26 protein-coding genes are annotated in these 23,735 nt (G+C 63.3%); 20 read left to right on the top strand and 6 right to left on the bottom strand.

Annotated elements, in window-relative coordinates; genetic code table 11:
- The first annotated feature begins 552 nt into the window (after positions 1-552).
- Both MSKU9_RS06890 and MSKU9_RS06885 read left to right on the top strand, forming a co-directional pair.
- The gene (locus tag MSKU9_RS06890) at positions 553-930 is read left to right on the top strand and encodes a DUF423 domain-containing protein (RefSeq protein WP_141260573.1); all 378 of its coding nucleotides are present in this window, start codon (positions 553-555) and stop codon (positions 928-930) included.
- Positions 927-1,877 (top strand): SAM-dependent methyltransferase, encoded by a 951-nt coding sequence (locus tag MSKU9_RS06885; RefSeq protein ID WP_141260572.1) that lies wholly within the window; start codon positions 927-929, stop codon positions 1,875-1,877. The genes MSKU9_RS06890 and MSKU9_RS06885 overlap by 4 nt, the downstream gene beginning before the upstream one ends.
- Here MSKU9_RS06885 and MSKU9_RS06880 read toward each other — a convergent pair.
- The 4 genes from MSKU9_RS06880 to MSKU9_RS06865 form a co-directional block, all read right to left on the bottom strand.
- Positions 1,872-2,174, bottom strand: a complete 303-nt coding sequence (locus tag MSKU9_RS06880) for a hypothetical protein (RefSeq protein WP_141260571.1) — start codon at positions 2,172-2,174, stop codon at positions 1,872-1,874. The genes MSKU9_RS06885 and MSKU9_RS06880 overlap by 6 nt on opposite strands.
- A 37-nt stretch (positions 2,175-2,211) precedes the next feature.
- Entirely contained in the window at positions 2,212-3,885 is a 1,674-nt protein-coding gene (locus MSKU9_RS06875) for a M3 family oligoendopeptidase (RefSeq protein WP_141260570.1), read from the bottom strand.
- A 63-nt stretch (positions 3,886-3,948) separates the two neighbouring features.
- Positions 3,949-5,886: an OPT family oligopeptide transporter gene (locus MSKU9_RS06870; protein ID WP_141260569.1), complete on the bottom strand. Its 1,938-nt coding sequence runs from the start codon at positions 5,884-5,886 to the stop codon at positions 3,949-3,951.
- A gap of 9 nt (positions 5,887-5,895) precedes the next feature.
- Complete coding sequence (locus tag MSKU9_RS06865; protein WP_141260568.1) at positions 5,896-6,474, bottom strand: hypothetical protein; 579 nt, start codon at positions 6,472-6,474, stop codon at positions 5,896-5,898.
- 263 nt (positions 6,475-6,737) lie between these two features.
- On the opposite strand from MSKU9_RS06865, the gene ispH reads away from it, so the two are divergent.
- From ispH to leuB, 18 genes are all read left to right on the top strand, one after another.
- Complete coding sequence (gene ispH, locus MSKU9_RS06860; RefSeq protein WP_227000882.1) at positions 6,738-7,727, top strand: 4-hydroxy-3-methylbut-2-enyl diphosphate reductase; 990 nt, start codon at positions 6,738-6,740, stop codon at positions 7,725-7,727.
- A gap of 13 nt (positions 7,728-7,740) precedes the next feature.
- The gene (locus tag MSKU9_RS06855) at positions 7,741-8,709 is read left to right on the top strand and encodes a homoserine kinase (RefSeq protein ID WP_141260566.1); all 969 of its coding nucleotides are present in this window, start codon (positions 7,741-7,743) and stop codon (positions 8,707-8,709) included.
- Positions 8,709-9,209 carry a ribonuclease HI gene (gene rnhA / locus MSKU9_RS06850; protein ID WP_141260565.1) on the top strand — a complete coding sequence of 167 codons (501 nt, stop codon included), beginning with the start codon at positions 8,709-8,711 and terminating at the stop codon, positions 9,207-9,209. Before MSKU9_RS06855 ends, rnhA begins: the two co-directional genes overlap by 1 nt.
- A complete protein-coding gene (locus tag MSKU9_RS06845) occupies positions 9,206-9,931 on the top strand; it encodes an ABC transporter ATP-binding protein (protein ID WP_141260564.1) in 726 nt (241 codons plus the stop codon). The genes rnhA and MSKU9_RS06845 overlap by 4 nt, the downstream gene beginning before the upstream one ends.
- Positions 9,928-10,707: an ABC transporter permease gene (locus MSKU9_RS06840; protein WP_370685913.1), complete on the top strand. Its 780-nt coding sequence runs from the start codon at positions 9,928-9,930 to the stop codon at positions 10,705-10,707. The genes MSKU9_RS06845 and MSKU9_RS06840 overlap by 4 nt, the downstream gene beginning before the upstream one ends.
- 59 nt (positions 10,708-10,766) lie before the next feature.
- Entirely contained in the window at positions 10,767-11,666 is a 900-nt protein-coding gene (locus tag MSKU9_RS06835) for a nucleoside hydrolase (protein WP_141260563.1), read from the top strand.
- A gap of 179 nt (positions 11,667-11,845) precedes the next feature.
- On the top strand, positions 11,846-12,808 hold the full coding sequence (gene pstC, locus MSKU9_RS06830; protein WP_141260562.1) for a phosphate ABC transporter permease subunit PstC: 963 nt from the start codon (positions 11,846-11,848) through the stop codon (positions 12,806-12,808).
- On the top strand, positions 12,809-13,726 hold the full coding sequence (gene pstA, locus MSKU9_RS06825; RefSeq protein WP_141260561.1) for a phosphate ABC transporter permease PstA: 918 nt from the start codon (positions 12,809-12,811) through the stop codon (positions 13,724-13,726).
- A complete protein-coding gene (gene pstB / locus MSKU9_RS06820; RefSeq protein ID WP_141260560.1) occupies positions 13,723-14,508 on the top strand; it encodes a phosphate ABC transporter ATP-binding protein PstB in 786 nt (261 codons plus the stop codon). Before pstA ends, pstB begins: the two co-directional genes overlap by 4 nt.
- Positions 14,509-14,651: 143 nt before the next feature.
- Entirely contained in the window at positions 14,652-15,167 is a 516-nt protein-coding gene (locus tag MSKU9_RS06815; RefSeq protein ID WP_141260559.1) for a Spy/CpxP family protein refolding chaperone, read from the top strand.
- A 189-nt stretch (positions 15,168-15,356) separates the two neighbouring features.
- Complete coding sequence (gene ffh, locus MSKU9_RS06810; protein WP_141260558.1) at positions 15,357-16,751, top strand: signal recognition particle protein; 1,395 nt, start codon at positions 15,357-15,359, stop codon at positions 16,749-16,751.
- Positions 16,752-16,809: 58 nt separating this feature from the next.
- A complete protein-coding gene (gene rpsP / locus MSKU9_RS06805; RefSeq protein ID WP_010506467.1) occupies positions 16,810-17,154 on the top strand; it encodes a 30S ribosomal protein S16 in 345 nt (114 codons plus the stop codon).
- A 45-nt stretch (positions 17,155-17,199) separates the two neighbouring features.
- Complete coding sequence (gene rimM / locus MSKU9_RS06800) at positions 17,200-17,751, top strand: ribosome maturation factor RimM (RefSeq protein ID WP_141260557.1); 552 nt, start codon at positions 17,200-17,202, stop codon at positions 17,749-17,751.
- Positions 17,748-18,494: a tRNA (guanosine(37)-N1)-methyltransferase TrmD gene (trmD, locus tag MSKU9_RS06795; protein ID WP_141260556.1), complete on the top strand. Its 747-nt coding sequence runs from the start codon at positions 17,748-17,750 to the stop codon at positions 18,492-18,494. The genes rimM and trmD overlap by 4 nt, the downstream gene beginning before the upstream one ends.
- 31 nt (positions 18,495-18,525) lie before the next feature.
- Positions 18,526-18,921: a 50S ribosomal protein L19 gene (gene rplS / locus MSKU9_RS06790; RefSeq protein WP_048855707.1), complete on the top strand. Its 396-nt coding sequence runs from the start codon at positions 18,526-18,528 to the stop codon at positions 18,919-18,921.
- A 139-nt stretch (positions 18,922-19,060) separates the two neighbouring features.
- A complete protein-coding gene (gene leuC, locus MSKU9_RS06785) occupies positions 19,061-20,464 on the top strand; it encodes a 3-isopropylmalate dehydratase large subunit (protein ID WP_141260555.1) in 1,404 nt (467 codons plus the stop codon).
- A 2-nt stretch (positions 20,465-20,466) separates the two neighbouring features.
- A complete protein-coding gene (gene leuD / locus MSKU9_RS06780; protein ID WP_141260554.1) occupies positions 20,467-21,090 on the top strand; it encodes a 3-isopropylmalate dehydratase small subunit in 624 nt (207 codons plus the stop codon).
- 59 nt (positions 21,091-21,149) lie between these two features.
- Positions 21,150-22,268: a 3-isopropylmalate dehydrogenase gene (gene leuB, locus MSKU9_RS06775; protein WP_141260553.1), complete on the top strand. Its 1,119-nt coding sequence runs from the start codon at positions 21,150-21,152 to the stop codon at positions 22,266-22,268.
- A gap of 181 nt (positions 22,269-22,449) precedes the next feature.
- Here the strand turns inward: leuB and MSKU9_RS06770 are convergent, their stop codons facing one another.
- Together MSKU9_RS06770 and MSKU9_RS06765 are read right to left on the bottom strand one after the other, a co-directional pair.
- The gene (locus tag MSKU9_RS06770) at positions 22,450-23,187 is read right to left on the bottom strand and encodes a response regulator (RefSeq protein ID WP_141260552.1); all 738 of its coding nucleotides are present in this window, start codon (positions 23,185-23,187) and stop codon (positions 22,450-22,452) included.
- Entirely contained in the window at positions 23,184-23,729 is a 546-nt protein-coding gene (locus MSKU9_RS06765; protein ID WP_227002399.1) for a MarR family winged helix-turn-helix transcriptional regulator, read from the bottom strand. The genes MSKU9_RS06770 and MSKU9_RS06765 overlap by 4 nt, the downstream gene beginning before the upstream one ends.
- Positions 23,730-23,735 lie beyond the last annotated feature (6 nt).

Genomic DNA, 23,735 nt, shown 5'->3' with positions numbered 1-23,735 from the left:
CTTCCTAACGTGTGAAATCCAGGCGGCTTTACTGAATGTCACCCTGTTTTATCAGCTTTGGTGGGCCATACAAAGCGGCCATGCGGTATGGGAAGGGTATTGTATCGTTGGCTCCGGGCAGGGTGTGGGTAATAAACAGGGCTGTGCGTTTGTGGTTGTGGCAATAAAATTTAAGAAAATCCATAATGATGAACAATAAATTATGATTATTAATTCATAATAATAAAAAATATTGTAAATTATATGTATTGTATATCTGATATATGGATATACTTTCATACTCATTTATGAATTTTCGGAAATTTTATAGGTATGTTAAGCCTGATATGAAGTATTTTCGTTTTCTGCGGTAACGGATTCAGGTTCGTCTTAATGTTGGTAACTGACTTTACCGGTAGGGACCCGTCGCATGCATGAATGGAATTTCATGATACCGACATCTGGCACGACAGCTTCCCGTCGGCGTGACCTATACGATTGACCCATGCGCGGAGTAGGGTGTGCCCGCCCGCGCCCGATGCGGGTTGTCACCCTGTTTTGCGGATAGACCGAATGCCTACTGTTGTCAGGTTCCTCTTGTGTTTTGCGGCGCTGGCCGCGTTTTCCAGTGTCATGGGGGGCGCACTGACCGCTCATCTGCCTGACCGTTTCTTTGCCGAAGGGGGGCGGGACATGGCCCGTCAGGCCATACAGATGCAGATGTGGCACGCGCTGGCCATTATCGGCATTTCGGTCCTGATGATCCAGCAGGGATGCAGGGTGCTGGTTTCCGTTTCCGGCTGCATGATGGCGGTGGGAACCGTACTGTTCAGCGTGGGGGTTGCGCTGACGGCGTTCTGGGGCATTCATCCCGGCCCGGTCGCGCCCACGGGGGGCAGCATGCTCATGCTGGCATGGCTGCTTCTGGCCGTCGGGGTCATGCGCTCATGACCGCAACGGATATCACGCAGCCGTCGTGGACAGTGCGCAGCGCCTATCTGGCGCCACCAGGGTTTGAATCCATCATGGAGCAGGAACTGGCCCGCCGGGGGGCCGGTGACCTGTGCTGGCACGGGCGTCTGGCACTGTCCGCCAGGCCGCGGGTGGTCTGCCTGTGGGCGCTGGATATATGGGATGCGCCGGAAGAACATGCGGTCCCGTCCATCAAGGGGGCAGCGCGGATCATGCGGGCGATCCAGCGCAACTGGGCCGGATATGTGCCGACCCTGCACCGGCGCAGTGCGCTGGTGACTGACGCGCTGCCGCCGCTGCGGCCAAAACCGTTTACCTTTCCCGCAGTCGGGCCGGATGCGCATCTGGGGGCATGGACGCTGCTTTCGGCTGACCGGCTGCTGCTGTCGCGCACCAAGTCCTCGCCTTTCGTGAATGGTGAGGTCCCGTTTGTCGAAAACCGCACCGACCCGCCCTCGCGTGCCTATCTCAAGTTGTGGGAAGCGTTGCTGCGTCTGGGGCAGTGGCCAGTGGCGGGGGAAAGCTGTATTGACCTTGGGGCCTGTCCCGGCGGGTGGACATGGGTTGCGGCCAGTTGCGGGGCGCATGTCACTGCGATTGACCGTTCACCCCTTGCCGAAAACGTGGCGGGGCTGCCCAACGTGACGTGCCGGTATGAAAGCGCATTCGGGCTGGACCCTGAAAGCTGTGATCCCGTGGACTGGCTGTTTTCCGATATAATCGCCTATCCCACCCGCCTGCTGGCGCTGGCGCGGCGGTGGATTGCGTCGGGCAGGGCCGCACGCATCGTCATGACCATCAAGTTTCAGGGTGAAACCGATCATGACACGGCGGATGCCTTTGCCGCCATTCCCGGTGGCCGCGTGCTGCACCTGTGGCATAACAAGCATGAACTGACCTTTTTCTGGCAGCGCGACCCGTCATGATGACGCGCGGCGGCGGCTGATCAGCCTGTCCGCCACTTCCACCACCCCGATCGCCAGCAGGCAGCATATCAGGGCGACAGCCATTACGATCAGCCGTTCCTGCTCGGTCGCATCATTTGCCCCGGCCAGACGGTACAGGGCCAGCCACATGCCGGTCCCGGCCACGCGGTCGACCATGCCCGCCACGGTGGCGCTGAAACGCAGGCTGAGCATGAACAGTCCCGTCAGCACAAGTACCGCCAGTGTCTTGCACACGGTCCGGGTAATGGTGGGCATGGGGGGAGGGTTGGGAGACATGGTTTCCCCTTGGTGATGTCAGACGGTATGGGGTGCGTCAGGCGTTCAGGATATCACGCGCCGTGCGGACTGCATCGGCCAGCGTGCCCGGCTGGAAGGGTGACTTCAGTCCTGCTGAACGGACCAGCCGGGTAAAGGGTTGCGCCCCACCCTGCGCGCATAGCGCGACATAGGCCTGCAACGCGCCATCCATGTCCGTGCGGCTGCGGATCCAGAACTGCATCGCGCAGCACAGCGCCAGCGCGTAATCAATGTAATAGAAAGGCGAGCGGTAGATATGCCCCTGCGCCTGCCACCGTCCCCCCATGGCCGGGTGCGACAGCCCGCCATAGTTGCGCCATGGCAGGTAGTGCTGTTCCAGCCGCTTCCATGTGGCGTGACGTTGTGCTGGCGTCATGTCCGGGCTGGCATAGATCTCGGTCTGGAAGTGATCGACACATACCCCATAAGGCAGGAACGACAGGGAGGAAATCAGGTGCATCCGCCGGAAGCGATCGCCCTGTCCTGCCTCCACCATCAGGTCGATATGCGGCCATGTCAGGAATTCCAGCGCCATGGAATTGATTTCGGCCCCGTCCATGGTCGGCCACAGCAGGTCAACGGCGGGCAGGCTGCGGCTTTTCCAGTTCTGGTAGGCATGGCCCATTTCATGGGTAAACACGTTGATGTCGTGCTGCGTGCCGTTGAAATTGGCGAATATGAACGGCATGCCCACCGTGGGGAAGGACGTGCAGAACCCGCCCCCGGCCTTGCCCGGCCGGTTGATCAGGTCCAGATAGCCACCATCGCGCATCTGTCCGAAAAACGGCCCCAGGTCACCGCCCATGCGGTTGAACATGGTCTGCGCGCGGGTCAGCAGCACATCATGGTCGCCTGCCGGGCGGGGATTGCCCTTCGGGTCGATCAGCGGTTCGTCCCATGAATACAGGACGTCCCATCCCATGGTTTCGCACCGCTGGCGCAGGATGTCATGGACCAGTGGTACGACATGTTCATGCACATCATCGCGAAAGCGCGCGACATCCGCAGGTCCGTAATCCACCCGGCGCATGCGGCGGTACGCCAGCGGAATGTAGCTGTCATATCCCAACGTTTCAGCCATGCCGTGGCGCAGGTGGACCATCTGGTCAAACAGGGTATCGAGCCGCGTGGCGTTCCGTTCAAAAAACGCCCACCTGGCCCGTTCCGCTTCGCGGCGCATGGCGCGGTCCGTGCTTTCGGCATAGGGGGCAAGGCCGGACAGGTTGACATGGGTGCCGTCAATTTCCACGCGCGCACTGGCCAGAAGGGCGGTGTATTCGCCGCTCAGCCGGGCTTCCTCCTCCAGCGCATCGGCAATGCGGGGGTCGAAGGTGGTAATGTCGGTCCGCCACAGTTCCAGCGTATGGGGGGTGACCACGTGGGCCACCGCCGCGGGGTCGGGATATTCCAGCAGCCTGCGCTTCAGCGCGACTTCATGCGCGGTGACATGTGGCGTCAGGGCGTCGGCATAATCACGGTCGGCACGGGCTTCGGGGCTGGTGGTGTCCTGTGCGAAGCGCAGGTCGACCAGCGCGGACCAGCTTTCATAATCGCGACGGATCGTATCAAACAGGCGGGCGGCGTCCGCCACGTTGCCCTGGTCCAGCAGGGTCGAGACCTGGCCAAAACGCAGCCCGAGCGCGTCGCGTGTGGGGCGTGGGAAATCAAGGCTGTCAAAATGGCGCAACATGCGGGGCAGGGTGCCATGGAAACCTGGCCTGCGTCCATGCCCATGCGGGATTATCTGACGTGCTTACCGATGGTCCTGTCGCCGTTGCCTCATGCAGAACCACGCGCACAGTCCGCAGAACGCACCAAGTCCCGTCAGGCTGGTGACTGTTGTATACAGGCCGGGGGGCAGCAGCGAAAGCGGGCTGTCGCGCCCGCTCAGCGCGGACAGGCTGGCCAGCACCACCCCCGTCAGGCTTTCCCCTACAATCAGGCCCGATGCGATCATGGTGCCCTGATGGCTGCCCGTACCCGCGTTCAGGCGGGTGATGACATGACCCAGGATCGCACCAATGGCCAGGGTGACGGAAACGCTCATGGGCAGGTAGATGCCAACGCCTACCGCCAGCGGGGGCAGCGCGCCCCGTCCCTTACGGCGAAGGGCTGCGTCAATCCCGATCAGCACGCAGCCCGTCCCCACGCCCAGCAGCAGCATGTTCCAGTCAAGCTGGTGCAGGAAAATGCCGGATGTAATCAGCAGCAGCAGGGCGGGTTGCGGGGCAGCCAGTGCGTGGCCTGCATCCATGCCCGCGCGTGGCATCGCGCCCACGAAACCATAGGTCTGGTACAGCACGTTCAGCACCGGCGGTATGATGATCGCGCCGGTAATGCAGCCGACCAGCAGGACGGCTTCCTGCTTCCATGGCGTCGCCCCCACCATTCTGCCGGTTTTCAGGTCCTGCAGGTTATCGTTGGCGATTGCGGCCGATGCGGTGATGGCGGTCAGGGCATACAGGCAGAAGCCAATTGCGAAATGCTGCCCTTCCATGCCTGCGAACAGCCCCAGCGCGCGCAGCAGCACGAATACGCAGGACAGACACATCGCGGCAAGGATGATGACGCCGGAAATGGGGGATGATGAAGATCCCACCAGCCCTGCCATGTACCCGCACGCCGCCGCCACGAACAGTCCGACACCCACGCAGCACGCAAGCCCCGCAAGGGTTGCCGCCAGTGCTGGCAGGGTGGCCACATAAGTACGGGCGAATATGAAAAACAGCCCTCCGATCACCACCAGCACGATACCGGCAACGGTGCGCATGGTGTGTGGCGACAGGTCGGTTTCGGTGCGGCTGGCGCAGGGGGCACCCTGCGTGCGTTCCAGCAGGGCGCGCACGCTGGCCAGAAGCGGGCGGCCCATGCGCAGTACCGTCCATATCGCGGCGATCCCGATCAGCCCCACGCCGATGAAGCGTGCCTTGTCCTTCCACAGGCCAGTGGCGAACGTGCTGGCGGGCAGGCCCGCAGGGTTGGGCTGTACATGCGCCATGACGGGCACGATGATGTCCCATGTCAGCATCGCCCCCATCAGCATCGCGATGCCCCCTTCCAGCCCGACCAGGTAGCCCGCCCCCAGCAGTGCCGGTGAAAACCCCAGCGACAGCCGGAAGGCCGAGACACCCCATACGGCGGTCGCCGTCATGCCATCACCCAGCACGCGCAGGCCGGCGGTGGCGAATGTCAGGATCGCTGCCAGCACGCTGCCGTGCATCAGGGCGCGGATGCCGCCCCGGTCCTCGCGTGCCGCACCGGCGCGCAGGATCTCGGCTGCCGCTACTCCTTCGGGAAAGGGCAGGACCGGGTCCACCAGCATGACGCGGCGCAGCGGGATGGTGAACAGTACCCCGGTCATGCCGCCCGCCGCCGTCAGCAGTGCCGTCAGCATAAAGGGAAAATGCTGCCATACCCCGGCCATGATCAGGGCAGGCAGGCTGGCGAACACGCAGGACAGCGTGCCGGCGGCGGAAGCCTGCGTCTGGACCAGATTGTTTTCAAGGATCGTGCCCCCGCCCAGAAGCCGCAGCACCGCCATGGAAATGACGGCGGCGGGGATGGAGGTCGCGACGGTCAGCCCGACCCGCAGCCCCAGATAGACATTGGACGCGGTAAAAACGATGGTGATCAGCGCACCGATCACGATGCCGCGCCATGTCAGTTCGGATGGCTGGGAATGGTTGGCCAAGGCGGCCCCTTACATCTTGTGGAAGGTCGGCATGACAAGATGCGCGCGGTTGAAGTCAAGCTGCGCCTTGGTCAGCTGGAAGCCGATTTCGATATGATACTGGTCGCTGTGAATATGGCGCGACACCGGCAGGGTTATGGGAATGTTGCGCGTATGGGTCAGGTCCTGCATGCGCCCGTCATCAAACGATACATGGGCGACGAATTCCTTTTTGCTCTTGATCTCGCCATTGAACACCACGGCAACAAAATACGGGATGTTGACGAAATTCACGTTCGACGCCGGGCCGCGTTCCACATGCAGCCCGATTTTCATGTTGGTCATGACGGTACGCTTCTGTCCCGCCTCGCACGATCCGACCACGCGGGTCAGGCTGGCGCGTGCGACAAGGTGGGTCACGTCATGGTCGTTGCCGGAGTACTGGTAGTAATCGGCGGCCTCGCCGGGGATTTCCACCACGGGACAGGCCGGGGCGAAATCGATCGAATCGGATTCGCTGGAACAGCCGGCCAGCAGGGACACGACCCCCAGCATGCAGATTGTCAGGGCATTTCGTGACAGGCGTGATGGCACAAGGGCAGGAATCATGCGGGTATTCCGGGTAGGTCAGGTGTGGACGGAGGCCCGCCCCGCGGGGGACGGCCGGGGTGCAGCGCAATGCCGGCAGGGCGACGGGGGAGGACAGACATGGCACAGTACGTTAGGATCAACGGGAAAATGGCTTGCGCCATTGCCGCGGTTTGCGTAGGGCCGGGACCATCGCACGGGAGACCGGCGCCGGAACTGTAGCAGATCGCGGCCCGTATCCTATACCGCCCGCCGGATGTTTGGGGAACACCATGCCCGACCAGATGATTCATACGCCCGATAATACTGCCCCCACCGAGGCACCGCCCCGTGTCCTGAAAGTACTGCTGGCAGGCCCGCGCGGTTTCTGCGCCGGCGTCGATCGCGCCATCCGCGTGGTGGAAGAAGCCATCCGCCGCTATGGCGCGCCGGTCTATGTCCGCCACGAGATCGTCCATAACCGTACCGTGGTCGAGGCGCTGGAAGCCCAGGGCGCGATCTTTGTCGAGGAACTGGACGAAGTTCCCGCCGATGGACAGGTGGTGTTTTCCGCCCACGGCGTGCCCAAGACCGTGCCGGCCGAGGCCATGCGCCGCAACCTGCTGTATCTGGATGCGACGTGCCCGCTGGTGTCCAAGGTTCATCGTGAAGCCGAACGGCACTTTGCCGATGGCGGTCCCGAAAGCCGCCATATCCTGATGATCGGCCATGCGGGCCACCCCGAAGTGGTTGGCACGATGGGCCAGCTGCCGCCCGGCGCCGTCACCCTGATCAATGACGCCGAGGAAGCCCGGACCGTCCAGCCGGCCGATCCCTCGCGTCTGGCCTTCATTACCCAGACCACCCTTTCGGTTGATGACACTGCGGAAATCGTGGACATCCTGCGCGACCGCTTTCCCCTGATCGAAGGGCCGCGGCGTGAGGACATCTGCTACGCCACCACCAACCGGCAGGAAGCGGTCAAGGCGATCGCCCCGGGCTGTGACCTGGTGATCGTGATCGGTTCGCCCAATTCGTCCAACTCGCAGCGCCTTCGCGAAGTGGCCGAGCGTTCGGGCGCACCGCGCGCGCTGCTGGTGCCGCGCCTGAACGCGCTGGACTGGTCGGCGCTGGACGGGGTTGCGACACTGGGGATCACGGCCGGTGCATCCGCGCCGGAATCGCTGGTGCAGGAAATGGTGGCGGCCCTGGCCAAGCGTTTCACGCTTGAGATCGAGGAAATCACCGTCAAGGAAGAAAACGTGGCCTTCCGCCTGCCGGCGCCACTGGGCTGAACCGTATTCCCACATGGCAGTCTATACCGAAGTGCCGGAAGATGCGCTGGCTGCGTTTCTGGAAGGCTATGACATCGGCAGGCCCGTCGCCTGCCACGGCATTGCGGAAGGTGTGGAAAACAGCAACTTCCTGCTGAAGACCACACAGGCCACCTTCATCCTGACGTTATACGAGCGTCGGGTGAACCCCGATGAACTGCCATGGTTCCTTGGGCTCATGCAGTATCTGGCGCAGCACGGGCTGTCGTGCCCCCTGCCGGTGGCTGACCGGCAGGGGCGCACGCTGCGCACGCTGTCCGGCCGTCCCGCCGCCATCACCACCTTCCTGCCCGGCCGTGGAGCGCGGGAGGTCGATGTGGACATGTGCGCACAGGTGGGTGCGGCCATGGCGCGGCTGCACCTGCTGGGTGAAGGCTACGTGGCCGAACGCCCCAATTCCATGGGACCGCAGGCATGGACGGATCTGCTGCGGGCCTGCCGGGCACGGGGGGACGAAGTCCGGCCCGGGCTGATGCGTGCGATCGCGGATACGCTGGCGCGCGTGCTGCCCGCATGGCCCGGCACGGGCAACAACCCGTCCCTGCCGCGCGGGCAGATCCATGCCGATCTTTTCCCCGACAATGTCTTTTTCCGTGATGGAAAGCTGTCGGGCATCATCGATTTCTATTTCGCCTGTACCGACTGGTATGCGTACGATCTGGCCATTACCATCAATGCGTGGTGCTTTGATGACGCTGGCCGTTTCGTGCCAACCCGTGCGCGCGCCATGGTGGAAGCCTATCGCCATGTCCGCCCGCTGGAGGATGCGGAGGAGGCGGCCCTTGCCACCCTTGCCACGGGTGCCGCCATCCGTTTCGCGCTCACCCGTCTGTATGACTGGATCAATACGCCCGCGGATGCGCTGGTGACGCGCAAGGACCCGCTGGACTATCTGGCGCGTATGGAATTCTTCGCGTCCCGCATGGATGAAGGTTTCCTGTGATGAACGAGGACGTGGCCCCTGTCGAAAACGTGGCCCCCACCACTGATCTTGTGGAAATCTGGACAGATGGCGGGTGCAAGCCCAATCCCGGCCCCGGTGGCTGGGGGGCATTGCTGTGCTGTCGCGGGCAGGAGCGTGAACTGTCGGGGGGCGAGGCGGAAACCACCAATAACCGCATGGAGCTGACCGCCGCCGCCGAGGCGCTGGAGGCGCTGAAGCGTCCCTGTCGTGTCGTGCTGCATACCGACAGCGAATATGTGCGCAATGGCATTACACGGTGGAGCACGGGCTGGGTGCGGCGCAAATGGCGCAATGCATCGGGCGACCCGGTGGCGAACATGGATCTGTGGCGGCGGCTGCTGGATGTCAGCGCGAAGCATGAAATCGAGTGGAAATGGGTCCGTGGCCATTCCGGCGACGTAAACAATGAACGCGTGGACCAGATGGCCACCGCCGCGCGTGACGCGCTTGGCATTCCCTATCCCAAGCGTGGAAAATGATGCCTGCGCCCCCTGCCATCCAGCTGGAAGGGGTGGGGCTGGATTTTGGGGCCGCACCGCTTTTCCGTAATCTGGACCTGTGCATCGGGGCCGGGATCATGACCGTGCTGCTGGGTGCCAGTGGCGTTGGCAAGACATCGCTACTGCGCATGCTGGGTGGGCTGGTTGCACCTGATTACGGGCGTGTCGCGGCGGCAGACGGGCAGTCGCTTGCCGGGCGGGTCGCGTGGATGGGACAGCAGGACCTGCTGCTGCCCTGGGCCACTGTCATGGACAATGTCATGCTGGGCGCGCGCCTGCGCGGTGACCGGGTGGACCGGGGCAGGGCGGGGCATCTGCTGGACTGCGTGGGTCTGTCGTCGCATGTGGCGGACCTTCCGGCCACGCTGTCGGGTGGCATGCGGCAGCGTGTGGCGCTGGCGCGCGTGCTGTATGAAGACCGTCCCGTTGTGCTGATGGATGAACCCTTTTCCGCGCTGGACAGTGTGACCCGGGCACGCATGCAGGATCTGGCCGGGCGGATGCTGGCAGGCCGGACCGTGGTGCTGATTACCCATGACCCGCTGGAAGCCTGCCGGCTGGCGGACCGTATGCTGCTCATGTCCGGCCATCCCGCACGGCTGGACGCCATGGATGTCCCGGCGGGCGCCGTGCCGCGCGCGGTGGATGACCCGGGCGTTCTGGCAGCGCAGTCCATGCTTCTGCGGCGGATGCTGCAATGACCGTCATGACAGGTTCGTCGGCCATGCGGCTGCTGCGCCCGCTTGTCACGCTGGCCGGCCTGGTGGCCGTGTGGGCCGCACTGGCGCGCTGGGGGCATGTGCCGCCCTATATGCTGCCCGGCCCTGACGCGGTGGCGCGGGCGGTCTGGACGCAGCGCGCGCAGCTGGCGCCAGCCGCCCTGACCACGCTGGAGGAAACGCTGCTGGGCCTTGCGCTGGGGATCGGGGCGGGCAGCGCGCTTGCCATCGGCATGGCGGTCTGGGCGCCGCTGCGGCGGTGGGTCATGCCGATGGTGCTGCTCAGTCAGGCGGTGCCGGTGTTCGCGCTGGCTCCCCTGCTGGTGCTGTGGTTCGGATTCGGCATGGCGTCCAAGGTTGTCATGGCGGTACTGGTCATTTTCTTTCCTGTCACGTCGGCACTGGGCGATGGCCTGCGCCAGACCGAACCGGGCTGGATGGACCTTGCCCGCACGATGGGGGCCACGCGCTGGCGGGTGCTGGTGCATGTACGCCTGCCCGCTGCCATGCCATCCTTTGCGTCGGGCGTGCGCATGGCCACGGCCATCGCCCCGATCGGGGCGGTTGTGGGGGAATGGGTGGGCGCGTCCTCCGGCCTCGGATTCCTCATGCAGACGGCCAATACCCGTTTCCAGACGGACCTTATGTTCGCCGCACTCGCGGTGCTGGCGGCCATGACCGTGCTGTTATGGTGGGGCGTGGACAGGCTGCTGGCGCGGGCATTGTACTGGCAGCCCAGGCATGTGGATGTTGACTGAACTGTTGTAACACGCCACCACCACCGATAACCGCGCAACCCAATGCAGGACGGATGCCCATGACTCGCCCCATCATTCTTGACCTGACACCCGGCGCGCAGGGTATGGCGACCCTGCTGGCGGCCCTGCAGGTGCCCGACCATGTGCGCCCGGTGCTGGTGCTGTTCAGCGGCCAGCCTGCCGAGGTTGCTGTGGCGCTGACCCATGCACGCGACCTGCTGCACCAGTACGGGCTGGATGATGTGGGTGTGCATGCGGGATGTCCGGGGTCGCTGACCGGGGGCACGGGTCATGACGTGCCTGCAGGGCAGGATGGTCTGGGCGCGCTGAATCTGGTGCAGGCGGTACGTGCGTGCCCGGCGGACAGCGTGAGCATATGCTGTTCCGGCCCGCTGACCACGCTTGCGCTTGCGCTGGTGCAGGCCCCCGATATTGCTACGCACATGCATGGGGTGATTGTGAACGGCGGCGCGTTTTACGTTCATGGGGACGCCACGGGTGTTGCCGAACATAATATCGCGGCCGACCCGGAAGCCGCAGCTTTGGTGCTGGCGGCGGGCGTGCCGGTGACCCTTGTGCCGCTGGACTGCACGGCGCGCCTGAAGGCGGACGCGGTGTGGATGGAACAGCTTGAACCGATGGGACGTAAGCCTGCCTCCGTCGCGGGGCGGGTGCATGCCGAACTGGTGGCGGCGCGTAATGGGGGCGCGCGGGGCAGTGGCGTGGATATCACGCTGCGGCCCGTGGTTCCGCTGCTGGCGTTGCTCGGCCCCGGTCTGTTCAGTGGCCATCTGGCACATGTCGATGTGGAACGTCGGGGAGAATTTACCCGTGGCATGACCGTGGCGCGGCGCATGGGGCCGCCCGACGTGCAGCCCAACGCGCTGGTGCTGGAGCGCATGTCGGTCGAGGCCGTGCGCGGCGTGTTGCGTGACCTGCTGCTGAGCGTGCGCAAATAAGCGGTCCGGACGGTCGGAATTGCACAAAAATACAACGATCTGGTGCAAACTTGGGCCACAGGCGATCATGACGGTTGCAGAACCGCCGTTCCGTCCAGTATTGGTCCCCGCATTCCGGTGCGTCCGCGGGCGCGAATGTTGAGAACAGTGAAGCGTGTGGCGGCGCGGAGGTCTTCTGTATGGATCGGTCTGCAACATCCCCTTCAGCCCTGATGGGGGTGGCAAGGGGAAACGGTGATGCCGTATTCGCCGCCATCGTGCGTTGCGCCGCCGCCCTGATCCTGCTGGGGCTTGGGGGCATGGTAGCCGTCATGGCGTGGGGCGCGCGCGGTGCGTTTGCGGCATTTGGCCCCGCCTTTATCATCGACAGGGCCTGGAACCCCGTCACCCAGCATTTTGGCGCCGCCGCTCCCGTGTTCGGCACGCTGGTCACGGCCCTGCTGGCCATAGCGCTGGCGGTGCCGCTGGCCTTTGGCATCGCGGTCTGGCTGACTGAAATCGCTTCGGCACGCATTGCAGGGGTCATCGGCACACTCATCCAGCTTCTGGCAGCGGTGCCGTCCATCATCTTCGGCATGTGGGGCTTTGCGGTACTGGTGCCGTTCATGGCGCATTACGTGGAACCCTTCGCCAGTCACACGCTGGGACGCATGCCAGGCATCGGCCCGCTGTTCCGTGGCGCGCCCTATGGCACCGGCTTCCTGACGGGGGGCATGATCCTTGCGGTCATGATCACGCCATTCATTTCAGCCGTCATGCGCGACGTGTTCCTGTCCATGCCCGCAGTGCTGAAGGAAAGCGCCTATGGGCTGGGCATGACGCGGTGGGAGGTGGTGCGCCGCATCATCCTGCCGTGGTCGCGCACATCCGTAGTGGGCGGGATCATGCTGGGGCTGGGCCGCGCACTGGGGGAGACGATGGCGATCACATTTGTTATCGGCAATGCCAACCATATCGGCTGGTCGCTGTTTTCCCCCGGTAACACCATCGCATCGCTGATTGCGCTGGAATTTCCCGAAAGTGCTATGGGAAGCCTGAAATTTTCATCCCTCATGGCTGCGGGTTTCCTGCTTATGCTGATTTCACTTGGAACGCTGGTCTGTTCGCGGCTGCTGCTGCGCACCCGGTCGGCGGGTCGATAAATGGCGGACAGGCAAAACGTGACGCAGGCAGTGGCCATGTCCGCCACGCCATGCACATCAGGGCGGTGGCAGGGCAACAGCCTGTCCGACATGCGCAGGCGCATGGTGGACCGGGTGGCGACGGGCCTGTGCTGGGCTGCCACGGTCCTTGTGCTGCTTATGCTGTTTTCCATCCTGTTCGTGCTGGTGCGCAACGGGGTGGGGGGACTGCGCTGGATCACCTTCGTGCATGTCACCCTGCCGCCGGGGCAGGGGGGCGGTCTTGCCAACGCCATAATGGGCAGCCTGATCCAGACCGGACTGGCCGTGCTGATCGGTGCGCCGGTGGGACTGCTGGTGGGCATTTATCTTGCGGAATTCACTGCCACCGACGGGCGGTTCATCAATCTGGTCCGGTTCATATCCGACCTGCTGCTGTCCGCGCCGTCCATTCTGGTGGGGCTGTTCATCTACATGATCGTTGTGGTGCCGACGGGGCATTTCTCCGGCATGGCTGGGGCGCTGGCGCTGTCCATGCTGGTGGTGCCGGTCGTGGTGCGGACTACGGAAGACATGCTGCGTCTTGTGCCGCTGTCCATGCGCGAAGCCGCGATCGCGCTGGGCGCGCCACGCTGGCGGGTCATCCTGTTTGTCTGCCTGCGGGCCGCGCGTGACGGAGTGGCGACGGGTATCCTGCTTGCCCTGGCCCGTGTGTCGGGCGAGACGGCGCCCCTGCTGTTCACTTCGCTTGGCAACATGAACTGGTCGGTTTCCCCCGCGGCCCCCATGGCCAGCCTGCCGGTCACCATCTACCAGTACGCCGGTGCGGCGTACGAGGACTGGACCGCGCTGGCGTGGACCGGCGCGCTGCTGATTACGGCAGGGATCCTTATGATCAACATAACCGTGCGGCTGGGGCTGGGACGTAACAGGAAATGAACATGACAGTGGCGGAAAAACAGCCGGTGCCAGCCGCGATTTCGGTGCGGAACCTTGATTTCTATTACGGTGCGAATCACGCACTGAAGAATATCTCCATCGATTTCCCGCAGGGGCAGGTGACGGGCATGATCGGCCCGTCAGGGTGTGGCAAGTCCACGCTGCTGCGCGTGCTCAACCGCATGTATGACCTCTATCCCGGGCAGCGCGCGACAGGGGAGGTCATTTTCGATGGCTGCAACATCCTTGGTCCCAGGGTGAACCTGAACGTGCTGCGCGCACGCGTGGGCATGGTGTTCCAGAAGCCCACGCCGTTCCCCATGTCGATCTATGACAACATCGCCTTTGGCGTGCGCCTGCATGAACGCCTTGACCGCGCCGCGATTGAAGCCCGGGTGGAGGATGTGCTCAAGCGCGTCGCCCTGTGGTCGGAAGTGCGCGACAGGCTGCACGATTCGGCGTCGGCACTGTCGGGTGGGCAGCAGCAGCGGCTGTGCATTGCACGTACCATCGCCACCCGGCCCGAAGTGGTGCTGCTGGATGAACCGACCAGCGCGCTTGATCCCGTATCCACCGCCCGGATCGAGGAACTGCTGGATGAACTGAAGGCGGATTTCACCATCGCCATCGTGACCCACAACCTGCAGCAGGCCGCGCGCTGCGCTGATCAGGTGGCCTTTTTCTATATGGGGGAGGTGGTGGAGGTGGACAGCGCCGACCGCATGTTCACCGCGCCGCGTGAAAACCGTACGCAGGACTATATCACGGGCCGTTTCGGTTAGGTCGGCATGCCTTACATTTTGTAGCAAGGTTTGCCCACATTGAACATCCGGGGTGTTGTAGCGTTACGTTTACAGGCCTTGCATGACCAGCCTGCGGCATGCAGGGTAGAAAACAGGTTATAACAGGAGTAGACTTGGTTCCCATGATGAAGAAAATGATTCTGGCCGCCACGATCGTTGGCGGTATGGCTGCAGGTTTCTCCGGGCAGGCGGTTGCTGCGCACCATCAGGCTCCGCCGCCGGGCGGCTGTGGCATGATGGGTGGTCCCGGTGGCCCTGGCGGGTTTGGCATGCCGTTCCTTGGTAACGTGCAGCTGACATCCGCGCAGCACAAGAAGCTGAAGGCCATCCTGCAGGACAGCCATCCCGATTTCCGTGCGGACATGGACAAGGAGCACCAGCTCCACAAGCAGATCCAGGACCTGCTGGCCACGCCGGGCAAGGTTGACGAATCCCAGATCGTTGGCCTGCAGCAGCAGATCACCGCGATGCACCAGCAGCATGAAGCAGCCCGCCTGCAGACCGCCATCCGCATCCATGACATCCTGACCACGGACCAGCTGAACCAGATCCGTGAAACGCAGGACAAGGTCGCCAGCCTGCACGAGCAGCTGCGCGCGCTGACGGCGCCCCCGGCACCGGAAGATGCGAAGAAGTAAGATCGTCCGCCTGCCCTGTTGCAGGCTGAAGGTCAAGGCGGCTGCCCGGCATGGTCGGGCAGCCGTTTTTTTGTGTACGGCCCCGTAATGCTTGACATTGCAGGGGGCAGGGGATAAATCCGGCCAACAATCAGGCACGTCACTTCGCGAGGGTTCGCGCAGTGGCGCGTCCTCTTTTGGGGAAATACGTTGTTCGAGACGCTGTCAGGCAAGCTTTCCGGTGTGTTCGATGGTCTCGCCAAGCGCGGGGCATTGTCGGAAGCCGATGTTACGGAAGCCATGCGCGAAGTGCGTCTGGCCATGCTGGACGCCGACGTGGCGCTGCCTGTCGTCAAGGATTTCGTCAACAAGGTCCGTGAACGCGCCGTAGGGCATGAGGTGCTGGACAGCATCTCGCCCGGTCAGGCCGTCGCCAAGATCGTCAATGACGCGCTGATCGACGCGCTGGGTGGCGCGGGCGCGGTTCCCCTCAATCTGAACGCGGCCCCGCCCGTGCCGATCCTGATGGTCGGCCTGCAGGGGTCGGGCAAGACCACCACATCGGGCAAGATCGCGCGCCGCCTGGCGCAGCGTGAGCGCAAGAAGGTGCTGCTTGCCAGCCTTGATACCCAGCGCCCGGCCGCACAGCTGCAGCTGGCGCAGCTGGCTGAACGCGCGGGTGTCGCGTCCCTTCCGATCATCGCTGGGCAGACCCCGGTCCAGATCGCGCAGCGTGCGATGGATACGGGACGGCGTGAGGGGTATGACATCGTCATCCTCGATACCGCCGGCCGCCTGTCGATCGACGAGGCGCTGATGGAGGAGGTCCGGGCCATCCGGGCCGAAACCGATCCGGCGGAAACCCTGCTGGTGGTCGATGCCATGACCGGGCAGGACGCGGTCAATACCGCCAAGGCGTTCAACGAGGCCGTAGGTGTGACCGGCGTCGTCATGACCCGTATGGATGGTGACGCCCGTGGCGGCGCCGCCCTGTCCATGCGTGCCATTACAGGTGCGCCGATCAAGCTGACCGGCTCGGGCGAAAAGCTGGACGCGCTGGAGGAATTCCACCCCGAGCGTGTCGCGGGTCGTATCCTTGGCCTGGGCGATATCGCAGGGCTTGTGGAAAAGGCCGCCGATACCCTGGATCATGAGGAAAGCGAGAAGCTTGCCCTCAAGATGATGCAGGGCAAGTTCGATCTTGATGATTACGCGGCGCAGATCCGCCAGATCAACAAGATGGGTTCCATTTCCGGCATCCTTGGCATGCTGCCCGGCATGGGCAAGCTGAAGGATGCGCTGGGGGACAAGGAGCTTGATACCTCCGTCCTCAAGCGCCATCAGGCTATCATTTCATCCATGACCCGCAAGGAGCGGCGCACGCCCTCCATCATCAAGGCGTCGCGCAAGAAGCGCATCGCCGCGGGGTCCGGCACGACCGTGCAGGAGATCAACCGTCTGCTCAAGCAGTACGACGCGATGGCCTCCATGATGAAACGGTTCAGCAAATTGGGGGTGAAGGGCCTGATGCGTCAGGGCCTGTCCGCCCTCATGCCCAATGGGGGGCGCCCCCCCGGTGGCGGCGGGCGTCCGCCTTTCGGCTGATCCCATAACGTCGTTTCCGTTTTCTCTTTTGTCTTTTTTCTGTCTGGAGAAGTCTTAAATGAGCCTCAAGATCCGTCTCGCCCGCGCTGGTGCGAAGAAGCGTCCTTACTACCACATCGTCGTGGCTGACAGCCGCTCCCCGCGTGATGGCCGCTTCATCGAGCGCGTTGGTTCCTATAACCCGATGCTGCCGTCCGACCACGCCGACCGCGTGCGTCTGGTTGCCGAACGCATCACTCACTGGCTGTCCAACGGCGCGCTGCCGACCGACCGCGTAGCCCGTTTCCTTGGCAACGCCGGCCTGGCGCCGAAGCCGACCTGGAACGAGCAGCCGAAGAAGTCCGCACCCAAGAAGCGTGCGCAGGAACGTGCCGCTGCCGCAGCTGAAGCCGCGGCAGCGTAAGTCTGCTGACGCGATAGACAGGCAGGAAAGGCAGGCAGTCATCCCATGAACCGCGATCATGTCCTGATGGGTGTGGTGGGTCGTCCGCATGGCGTGCGGGGGCTTGTGCACGTGCACAGCTACACCGCCGTGGCGGAAGACCTGGCCACCTATGCCGGACTGGTCGATGACCTTGGTCGTCCATGGCGGCTGTCATGGCATGGCAATGGTGTGGCCCGGCTGCATGACGCGGCAGGCAATGCGATTGACAGCCGTGAGGCCGCTCAGCAGATGGTCAACCGCAAGCTGTACGTGCCCCGCGGCAGCCTGCCCGAACCCGATGCGGACGAATTCTATTTCGCCGATCTGGTCGGGCTGGAAGCGCGCGAACACGGCACGGAGCGTGTGATTGGGCGTGTGGCGGCAGTCCATGACTATGGTGCAGGCACCAGCCTTGAAATTGACGGCGCGGGTGGCAACATCCTGCTGCCATTCACCGAAGCCTGCGTGCCGGTGGTGAATGTCGGCGCGGGATGGATTGCCATCTGCCAGCCCGATGAGATCGAGGTCCCCGTCGAATGCTTTCCCGGCACGGCGGGGCAGAGGGACGCACCATGACGTGGCAGGCAACGGTGTTGACGCTGTTTCCCGACATGTTTCCCGGCACGCTGGGGCATTCGCTGGCCGGGCGTGCGCTGGAACGCGGCATCTGGTCAGTGGATGCGCGCGACATGCGTGAATACGGGCTGGGGCGGCACCGTGTGGTGGATGATACGCCGTTTGGCGGCGGGGCAGGCATGGTCATGCGTCCCGATGTCGTAGCGAGCGCCATTGCCGATATTGACCTGGCGGGACGACCGCTGGTCTATCCCACGCCGCGCGGACGGCGGCTGATGCAGGCGGATATCCGCCGGTATGCGGCGGGTCCGGGTGTCGTGGTGCTGTGTGGGCGGTACGAAGGGGTGGATGAGCGCGTGCTCGAAGCCTCGGGTGCTGAACAGGTCTCGATAGGGGATTATATCCTGTCGGGCGGGGAAGTGGCGGCGACGGTGCTGCTGGATGCCTGCGTGCGGCTGCTGCCGGGCGTAATGGGATCGGGCGAAAGTGCGGTCGAGGAAAGCTTTTCCGACGGTCTGCTTGAATATCCGCTTTATACCAAGCCGGCACAATGGGACGGGCGTGACGTGCCTGAAGTCCTGCTGTCCGGTCATCATGCCGCAATCGCCAAATGGCGGCGCGCGGCATCCGAGACGGTGACGCAGGCGCGTCGGCCGGACCTGTGGGCCGCCTACCGGGCGGATGCAGGTCAAGACATTTCCCGGACCGCAGGCACCCGTGCCGACGCGGACCGGCTGAACTGAACATGAAATCCTATCGAACGAGGACCGGATCATGAACATCATCCAGAAGTACGAGGCGGAAGAGATCGCCCGCCTGACCGCCATCCGCGCCGTGCCGGAATTTGCACCGGGTGACACCGTGCGCGTTGGCGTGGAAGTGGTCGAAGGCACCCGCAAGCGCGTGCAGAACTACGAAGGCGTTGTGATCGCCCGCTCCAACAAGGGCCTGAACAGCAACTTCACCGTGCGCAAGATTTCCAACGGTGAAGGCGTGGAACGTGTGTTCCCGCTGTATTCCCCCACCATTGCGGACATCACCGTTGTCCGTCGCGGTGTGGTCCGTCGCGCGAAGCTGTATTACCTGCGTGGCCGTCGCGGCAAGTCCGCCCGTATTGCCGAGCGCAAGCGTGAAGTTGCGGCACCCGCAGCTACTGCCGCAGCCGAGTAACATGCGACCCTTCGCCCGTTTTCCACCGTGACAGGTGGAAACGGGCGAACCGTTTTTATGCAAGATTTTGTGGCTGCCTGTTGCGTGCGTATCCTGCGCGTGATGGCGGCCTGTTTCCGTCCGGGAGAGGAATAGCAAGATGGCCCCGCGCACATTGTTCGACAAGATATGGGACAGCCATGTGGTCGAAACCCTCCCGGACAGTACGGCCATCCTCTATATCGACCGTCACCTCGTGCACGAGGTCACAAGCCCGCAGGCGTTCGAGGGGCTGCGCCTGAGCGGCCGCCGTCTGCGCCACCCCGATGCGACGATCGCGGTGGTGGACCATAACGTGCCCACATCCGATCGCACCCTGCCGATCGAGGAAGCGGACAGTCGCAACCAGATCGAGACGCTGGAACGCAACGTGAAGGAATTCGGCGTGCCGTATTTCCCGCTGCTGTCCGCGCGACAGGGCATCGTGCATGTGGTGGGACCGGAGCAGGGGATTTCCCTGCCGGGCATGACCATCGTGTGCGGTGACAGCCATACCTCCACCCACGGTGCGATGGGTGCGCTGGCATTCGGTATCGGCACGTCCGAAGTCGAGCATGTGATGGCGACCCAGACCATCCTGCAGAAGCCCGCGAAGAACATGAAGGTCGTGGTCGAGGGGCAGGTTGGCCCCGGTGTGACCGCCAAGGACATCATGCTGGCGATCATCGGGCATATCGGCACGGCGGGTGGCACGGGGCATGTGATCGAATTCGCGGGTTCCGCCATCCGTGAACTCGACATGGCGGGCCGCATGACGCTGTGTAACATGTCGATCGAAGCGGGCGCCCGCGCGGGTCTGGTGGCCCCGGACGAGACCACATTCGAATACGTGCGCGGTCGCCCCTTCGCCCCAAAAGGGGAGGCGTTTGACGAAGCTGTCGCCTACTGGAAGACGCTGGCGTCCGACGAGGGTGCGCATTACGACCGCGTGGTGGAACTGCGTGCGGAAGACATCACGCCCGTGCTGACATGGGGCACCAGCCCCGAAACCGTCATTCCCGTGACCGGCAACGTGCCCGACCCGGCAGCCGAGGCCGATCCGGCGCGGCGCAGGCAGATGCAGCGCATGCTGGACTACATGGGACTGGAAGCAGGACAGAAGATCGCGGGTACGCCGGTTGATGTCGTGTTCATAGGCTCTTGCACCAACAGCCGGATCGAGGATCTGCGGGCGGCAGCCAGCATTGCGGCAGGGCGGAAAGTTGCCCCCGGCGTGCGGGCGATGATCGTACCCGGGTCAGGCATCGTAAAGGCGCAGGCGGAAGAGGAAGGACTGGACAAGGTCTTCCTGGAAGCCGGGTTCGAGTGGCGTGAGGCCGGGTGTTCCATGTGTCTGGGCATGAACCCTGACCGGCTGACGCCGGGCCAGCGCTGTGCCTCCACCTCCAACCGTAATTTCGAGGGCAGGCAGGGGCCGGGTGGCCGTACGCACCTGCTGTCCCCCGCCATGGCTGCCGCCGCCGCCGTGACCGGAACCCTGACTGATGTGCGGGAGCTGATCTGACAATGGATAAATTCACCGTTCTCACGGCCGTCGCCGCCCCCCTGCCGGAAGAAAACATTGATACCGACAAGATCATTCCGGCGCGGTTCCTCAAGACCACCAAGCGGTCCGGCCTTGGCGTGCATGCGTTCGACAGCATGCGCTACCGGCCCGATGGCACGGAAAACCCTGATTTCGTGCTGAATCAGGAACCGTACCGCAAGGCCGAAATCCTGATTACGTATGACAACCTTGGCTGCGGTTCGTCGCGTGAACATGCGCCGTGGGCACTGCTGGATTTTGGCATCCGCTGTGTGATCGCGCCGTCATTTGCCGATATTTTCAATAATAACTGCTTCAAGAACGGCATCCTGCCCATCGCGCTGCCGCGTGAAGTGTGCACCCAACTGATGGATGATGCCCGTCAGGGTGCGAATTCCCGCCTTACGGTTGATCTGGCGCGGCAGGTGATTATCCGCCCGGATGGTCAGGAAGTGCCGTTTGATGTTGATCCGCTGCGCAAGCAGCTGCTGCTGGAAGGGCTGGATGATATTGGCCAGACGCTGCAGCATGAAAAGGCGATCACGACATTCGAGCAGCGTCGCGCACAGGCACAGCCGTGGATTCCGCACATCGTCCTTGACTGAGGGCGTGCGCCGTACACCAGCCAATCATTCATAAACAGATTATCCGGATGGGAGACGTCATGTCCGCACCCAAGAAGCTTCTGATCCTGCCTGGCGATGGCATCGGTCCCGAAATCATGCGGGAAGCACAGCGCATCATGGACTGGATGGCGCAGGCGCGCGGCATCCGTTTTGATATCAGCGAGGATCTGGTGGGTGGCGCGTCGCTTGCAGTGCATGGCCAGCCGATCACGCAGCAGGTGATCGACGCGGCGCGGGCGGCGGATGCGGTGCTGTTTGGTTCTGTGGGGGACCCGAAATGGGCATCGGCGGGGTTTGAGCGTCGGCCTGAAATCGCGATCCTCAAGCTGCGTCAGGAACTGGGGCTGTTTGCCAACCTGCGCCCGGCCAAGGTGTTCGATTCGCTGGTGGACGCCAGCACGCTCAAGCCTGATGTCATCCGCGGCCTGGATATCATGATCGTGCGTGAAACGGTGGGCGGCATCTATTTCGGCACCCCACGCGGGATCGAGACCCTGCCCGACGGGTCGCGTCGTGGCATCAACACCGAGGTTTACACCACGGCGGAAATCGAGCGCGTGGCCCGTGTCGCCTTCGATCTGGCGCGCAAGCGCGACAACCGCGTGTGCTCGGTCGAAAAGTGCAACGTGATGGAAAGTGGCCTGCTGTGGAAAGAGGTCGTGACCGCACTGCATGACCGCGAATACAGGGATGTGGAACTGAGCCACATGCTGGCTGATAACTGTGCCATGCAGATGGTGCGTAACCCGCGTCAGTTTGATGTGATCGTGACGGGTAACCTGTTTGGTGACCTGCTGTCCGACCTTGCTTCCATGCTGACCGGCAGCCTTGGCATGCTGCCTTCGGCAACCCTGGGGGCAAAGGGCGAAGATGGTCGCATGCCTGCGCTGTATGAACCGATCCATGGCAGCGCGCCCGACATTGCAGGGCAGGGCAAGGCGAACCCGCTGGCGCAGATCCTTTCGTTTGCCATGCTGCTGCGGTATTCCTTCGATATGAAGGAAGACGCCGCGATGATTGAACAGGCGGTTTCCAACGTGCTGGACCGTGGCCTGCGCACGCCGGACATCATGAGTGCGGGCAGGACGGAAGTGAACACTGCAGGAATGGGTGAGGCCGTGGTGGCCGAACTGGATCGGCTGAACAGGACATCCTGACCCGTCCGGGTTTATGGCTTCAATGTGAAACGGGCCGGCATGATATCCATGCTGGCCCGTTTTTTGTTCTGGGGAGCGTTGTAAAAGTCCCTTCCGCAATACGCTGCGGATCATAAGAAATTTTTTGGTGAATTTTCAGAAAGTTTCTTTGGAAAAGGCAGCACCCAAAAAACTTTATTTTTTACAGACCCGGCTTCAGCACATAGCCCTTGCCGCGCACTGTCTGCAGGAAGCGTGGCTCACGCGGGTCGGGTTCGATCCGGCGGCGCAGGCGCGTAACCTGCACATCCACCGCGCGTTCCCCGATTTCTTCCATATCCAGCGTGGTGGCGATGTCTGTGCGCGACAGGATTTCGTTGGGATGGCGTGCAAGAACCGATAGCAACGCCGATTCGCCGCCCGTCAGGTGCACGATTCCCTGTGTATTGGACAGCAGGCCGCGCACGGGGTCGAATTCCAGATCCCCCAGCCGTACGATCCGCAGGTTGCTGCTGGGTGCGGGGGGAACAAAGCGGCGCAGGTGCGCCTTGAGCCGCAGCAGAAGCTCGCGCGGTTCAAACGGTTTGGCCAGATAGTCATCGGCCCCGGCTTCCAGCCCGATGATCCGGTCTTCCGGCTCACCACGCGCGGTCAGCAGCAAAATGGGGAAATCCAGCTTTTCCCGCCGCAGTTCGCGTGTCAGTTCCAGCCCGTTTTCCCCCGGCATGGTGATGTCCAGTACCAGTGCGTCCGGCTGCATGAAGCCCAGCACCTGACGGGCTTCATGCGCGGATGACGCGGCACTGACACGGAATCCCTGCTCGCTCAGGTAGCGTTGCAGCAGGCGGCGCAGGCGGGGGTCATCATCCACCACGACCACATGTGCATCCACGATCATGCTGTCGCGGGGCAGGGAGGAGTCGCAGGCCGTCTGGATCATGGGGAACTCCGGTCGGGAGGGTGGGGGGCACCGGTGGATACGCCGGACGCATCCGATTCGTCTATCAGCCCGTGCATGACGCGGCGAAAGCCATCAACTGCCTTGCCGCCCGCGTTGCGGTACACACGCAGCAGGACCTCACGTTGCAGGGAAAACAGATGGTTTTCAATCTCGCTCCCACGTGTGGTCAGGTGCAGTTCCCGCCGCCGTCTGTCTTCTGCCGCCGTTTCCTGCCGCACAAGGTCCATGGACAGCAGTTCGCCCAGCGCACGGCTCATGCTCTGCTTGGTAATGCCCAGCGTGTCCAGCAGGGCACCCACCGCCATGCCGGGCTGCAGGGCCACAGCCTGCATGATGCGGTAATGGGCATGGCCCAGACCGTAGGCATGCAGGGCGTCGTCTATGATGGCCGTAAACGACCGGCAGGCGAGCATGAGCAGGTCCTGCGCCTGTCGCATGTCCTCATCGCGCAGGAAAAGCAGTTCCACCCCCGCGCCAGCGGGTGCATGGCGGGTGGATGGCGGGCGGGCAGGGGCTGTCACGTCCAG

It is taken from the genome of Komagataeibacter diospyri, assembly GCF_006538165.1.
GTDB lineage: Bacteria > Pseudomonadota > Alphaproteobacteria > Acetobacterales > Acetobacteraceae > Komagataeibacter > Komagataeibacter diospyri.
The sequence above is the reverse complement of the archived record's forward strand: the minus strand, read 5'-3'. Positions and strand labels throughout refer to the sequence as shown.

Excerpts from the sequence above, each read along its gene's own strand:
- leuC (WP_141260555.1), top strand. The coding sequence starts at position 19,061 with ATGGCCCCGCGCACATTGTTCGACAAGATATGGGACAGCCATGTGGTC.
- leuB (WP_141260553.1), top strand. The coding sequence starts at position 21,150 with ATGTCCGCACCCAAGAAGCTTCTGATCCTGCCTGGCGATGGCATCGGT.
- pstC (WP_141260562.1), top strand. The coding sequence starts at position 11,846 with ATGGATCGGTCTGCAACATCCCCTTCAGCCCTGATGGGGGTGGCAAGG.
- MSKU9_RS06865 (WP_141260568.1), bottom strand. The coding sequence starts at position 6,474 with ATGATTCCTGCCCTTGTGCCATCACGCCTGTCACGAAATGCCCTGACA.
- MSKU9_RS06890 (WP_141260573.1), top strand. The coding sequence starts at position 553 with ATGCCTACTGTTGTCAGGTTCCTCTTGTGTTTTGCGGCGCTGGCCGCG.
- ispH (WP_227000882.1), top strand. The coding sequence starts at position 6,738 with ATGATTCATACGCCCGATAATACTGCCCCCACCGAGGCACCGCCCCGT.
- pstA (WP_141260561.1), top strand. The coding sequence starts at position 12,809 with ATGGCGGACAGGCAAAACGTGACGCAGGCAGTGGCCATGTCCGCCACG.
- MSKU9_RS06875 (WP_141260570.1), bottom strand. The coding sequence starts at position 3,885 with ATGTTGCGCCATTTTGACAGCCTTGATTTCCCACGCCCCACACGCGAC.
- rpsP (WP_010506467.1), top strand. The coding sequence starts at position 16,810 with ATGAGCCTCAAGATCCGTCTCGCCCGCGCTGGTGCGAAGAAGCGTCCT.
- rplS (WP_048855707.1), top strand. The coding sequence starts at position 18,526 with ATGAACATCATCCAGAAGTACGAGGCGGAAGAGATCGCCCGCCTGACC.
- rimM (WP_141260557.1), top strand. The coding sequence starts at position 17,200 with ATGAACCGCGATCATGTCCTGATGGGTGTGGTGGGTCGTCCGCATGGC.
- MSKU9_RS06855 (WP_141260566.1), top strand. The coding sequence starts at position 7,741 with ATGGCAGTCTATACCGAAGTGCCGGAAGATGCGCTGGCTGCGTTTCTG.
- MSKU9_RS06885 (WP_141260572.1), top strand. The coding sequence starts at position 927 with ATGACCGCAACGGATATCACGCAGCCGTCGTGGACAGTGCGCAGCGCC.
- trmD (WP_141260556.1), top strand. The coding sequence starts at position 17,748 with ATGACGTGGCAGGCAACGGTGTTGACGCTGTTTCCCGACATGTTTCCC.
- MSKU9_RS06770 (WP_141260552.1), bottom strand. The coding sequence starts at position 23,187 with ATGATCCAGACGGCCTGCGACTCCTCCCTGCCCCGCGACAGCATGATC.
- rnhA (WP_141260565.1), top strand. The coding sequence starts at position 8,709 with ATGAACGAGGACGTGGCCCCTGTCGAAAACGTGGCCCCCACCACTGAT.
- MSKU9_RS06835 (WP_141260563.1), top strand. The coding sequence starts at position 10,767 with ATGACTCGCCCCATCATTCTTGACCTGACACCCGGCGCGCAGGGTATG.
- MSKU9_RS06880 (WP_141260571.1), bottom strand. The coding sequence starts at position 2,174 with ATGTCTCCCAACCCTCCCCCCATGCCCACCATTACCCGGACCGTGTGC.
- MSKU9_RS06815 (WP_141260559.1), top strand. The coding sequence starts at position 14,652 with ATGATGAAGAAAATGATTCTGGCCGCCACGATCGTTGGCGGTATGGCT.
- pstB (WP_141260560.1), top strand. The coding sequence starts at position 13,723 with ATGAACATGACAGTGGCGGAAAAACAGCCGGTGCCAGCCGCGATTTCG.
- leuD (WP_141260554.1), top strand. The coding sequence starts at position 20,467 with ATGGATAAATTCACCGTTCTCACGGCCGTCGCCGCCCCCCTGCCGGAA.
- MSKU9_RS06845 (WP_141260564.1), top strand. The coding sequence starts at position 9,206 with ATGATGCCTGCGCCCCCTGCCATCCAGCTGGAAGGGGTGGGGCTGGAT.
- MSKU9_RS06840 (WP_370685913.1), top strand. The coding sequence starts at position 9,928 with ATGACCGTCATGACAGGTTCGTCGGCCATGCGGCTGCTGCGCCCGCTT.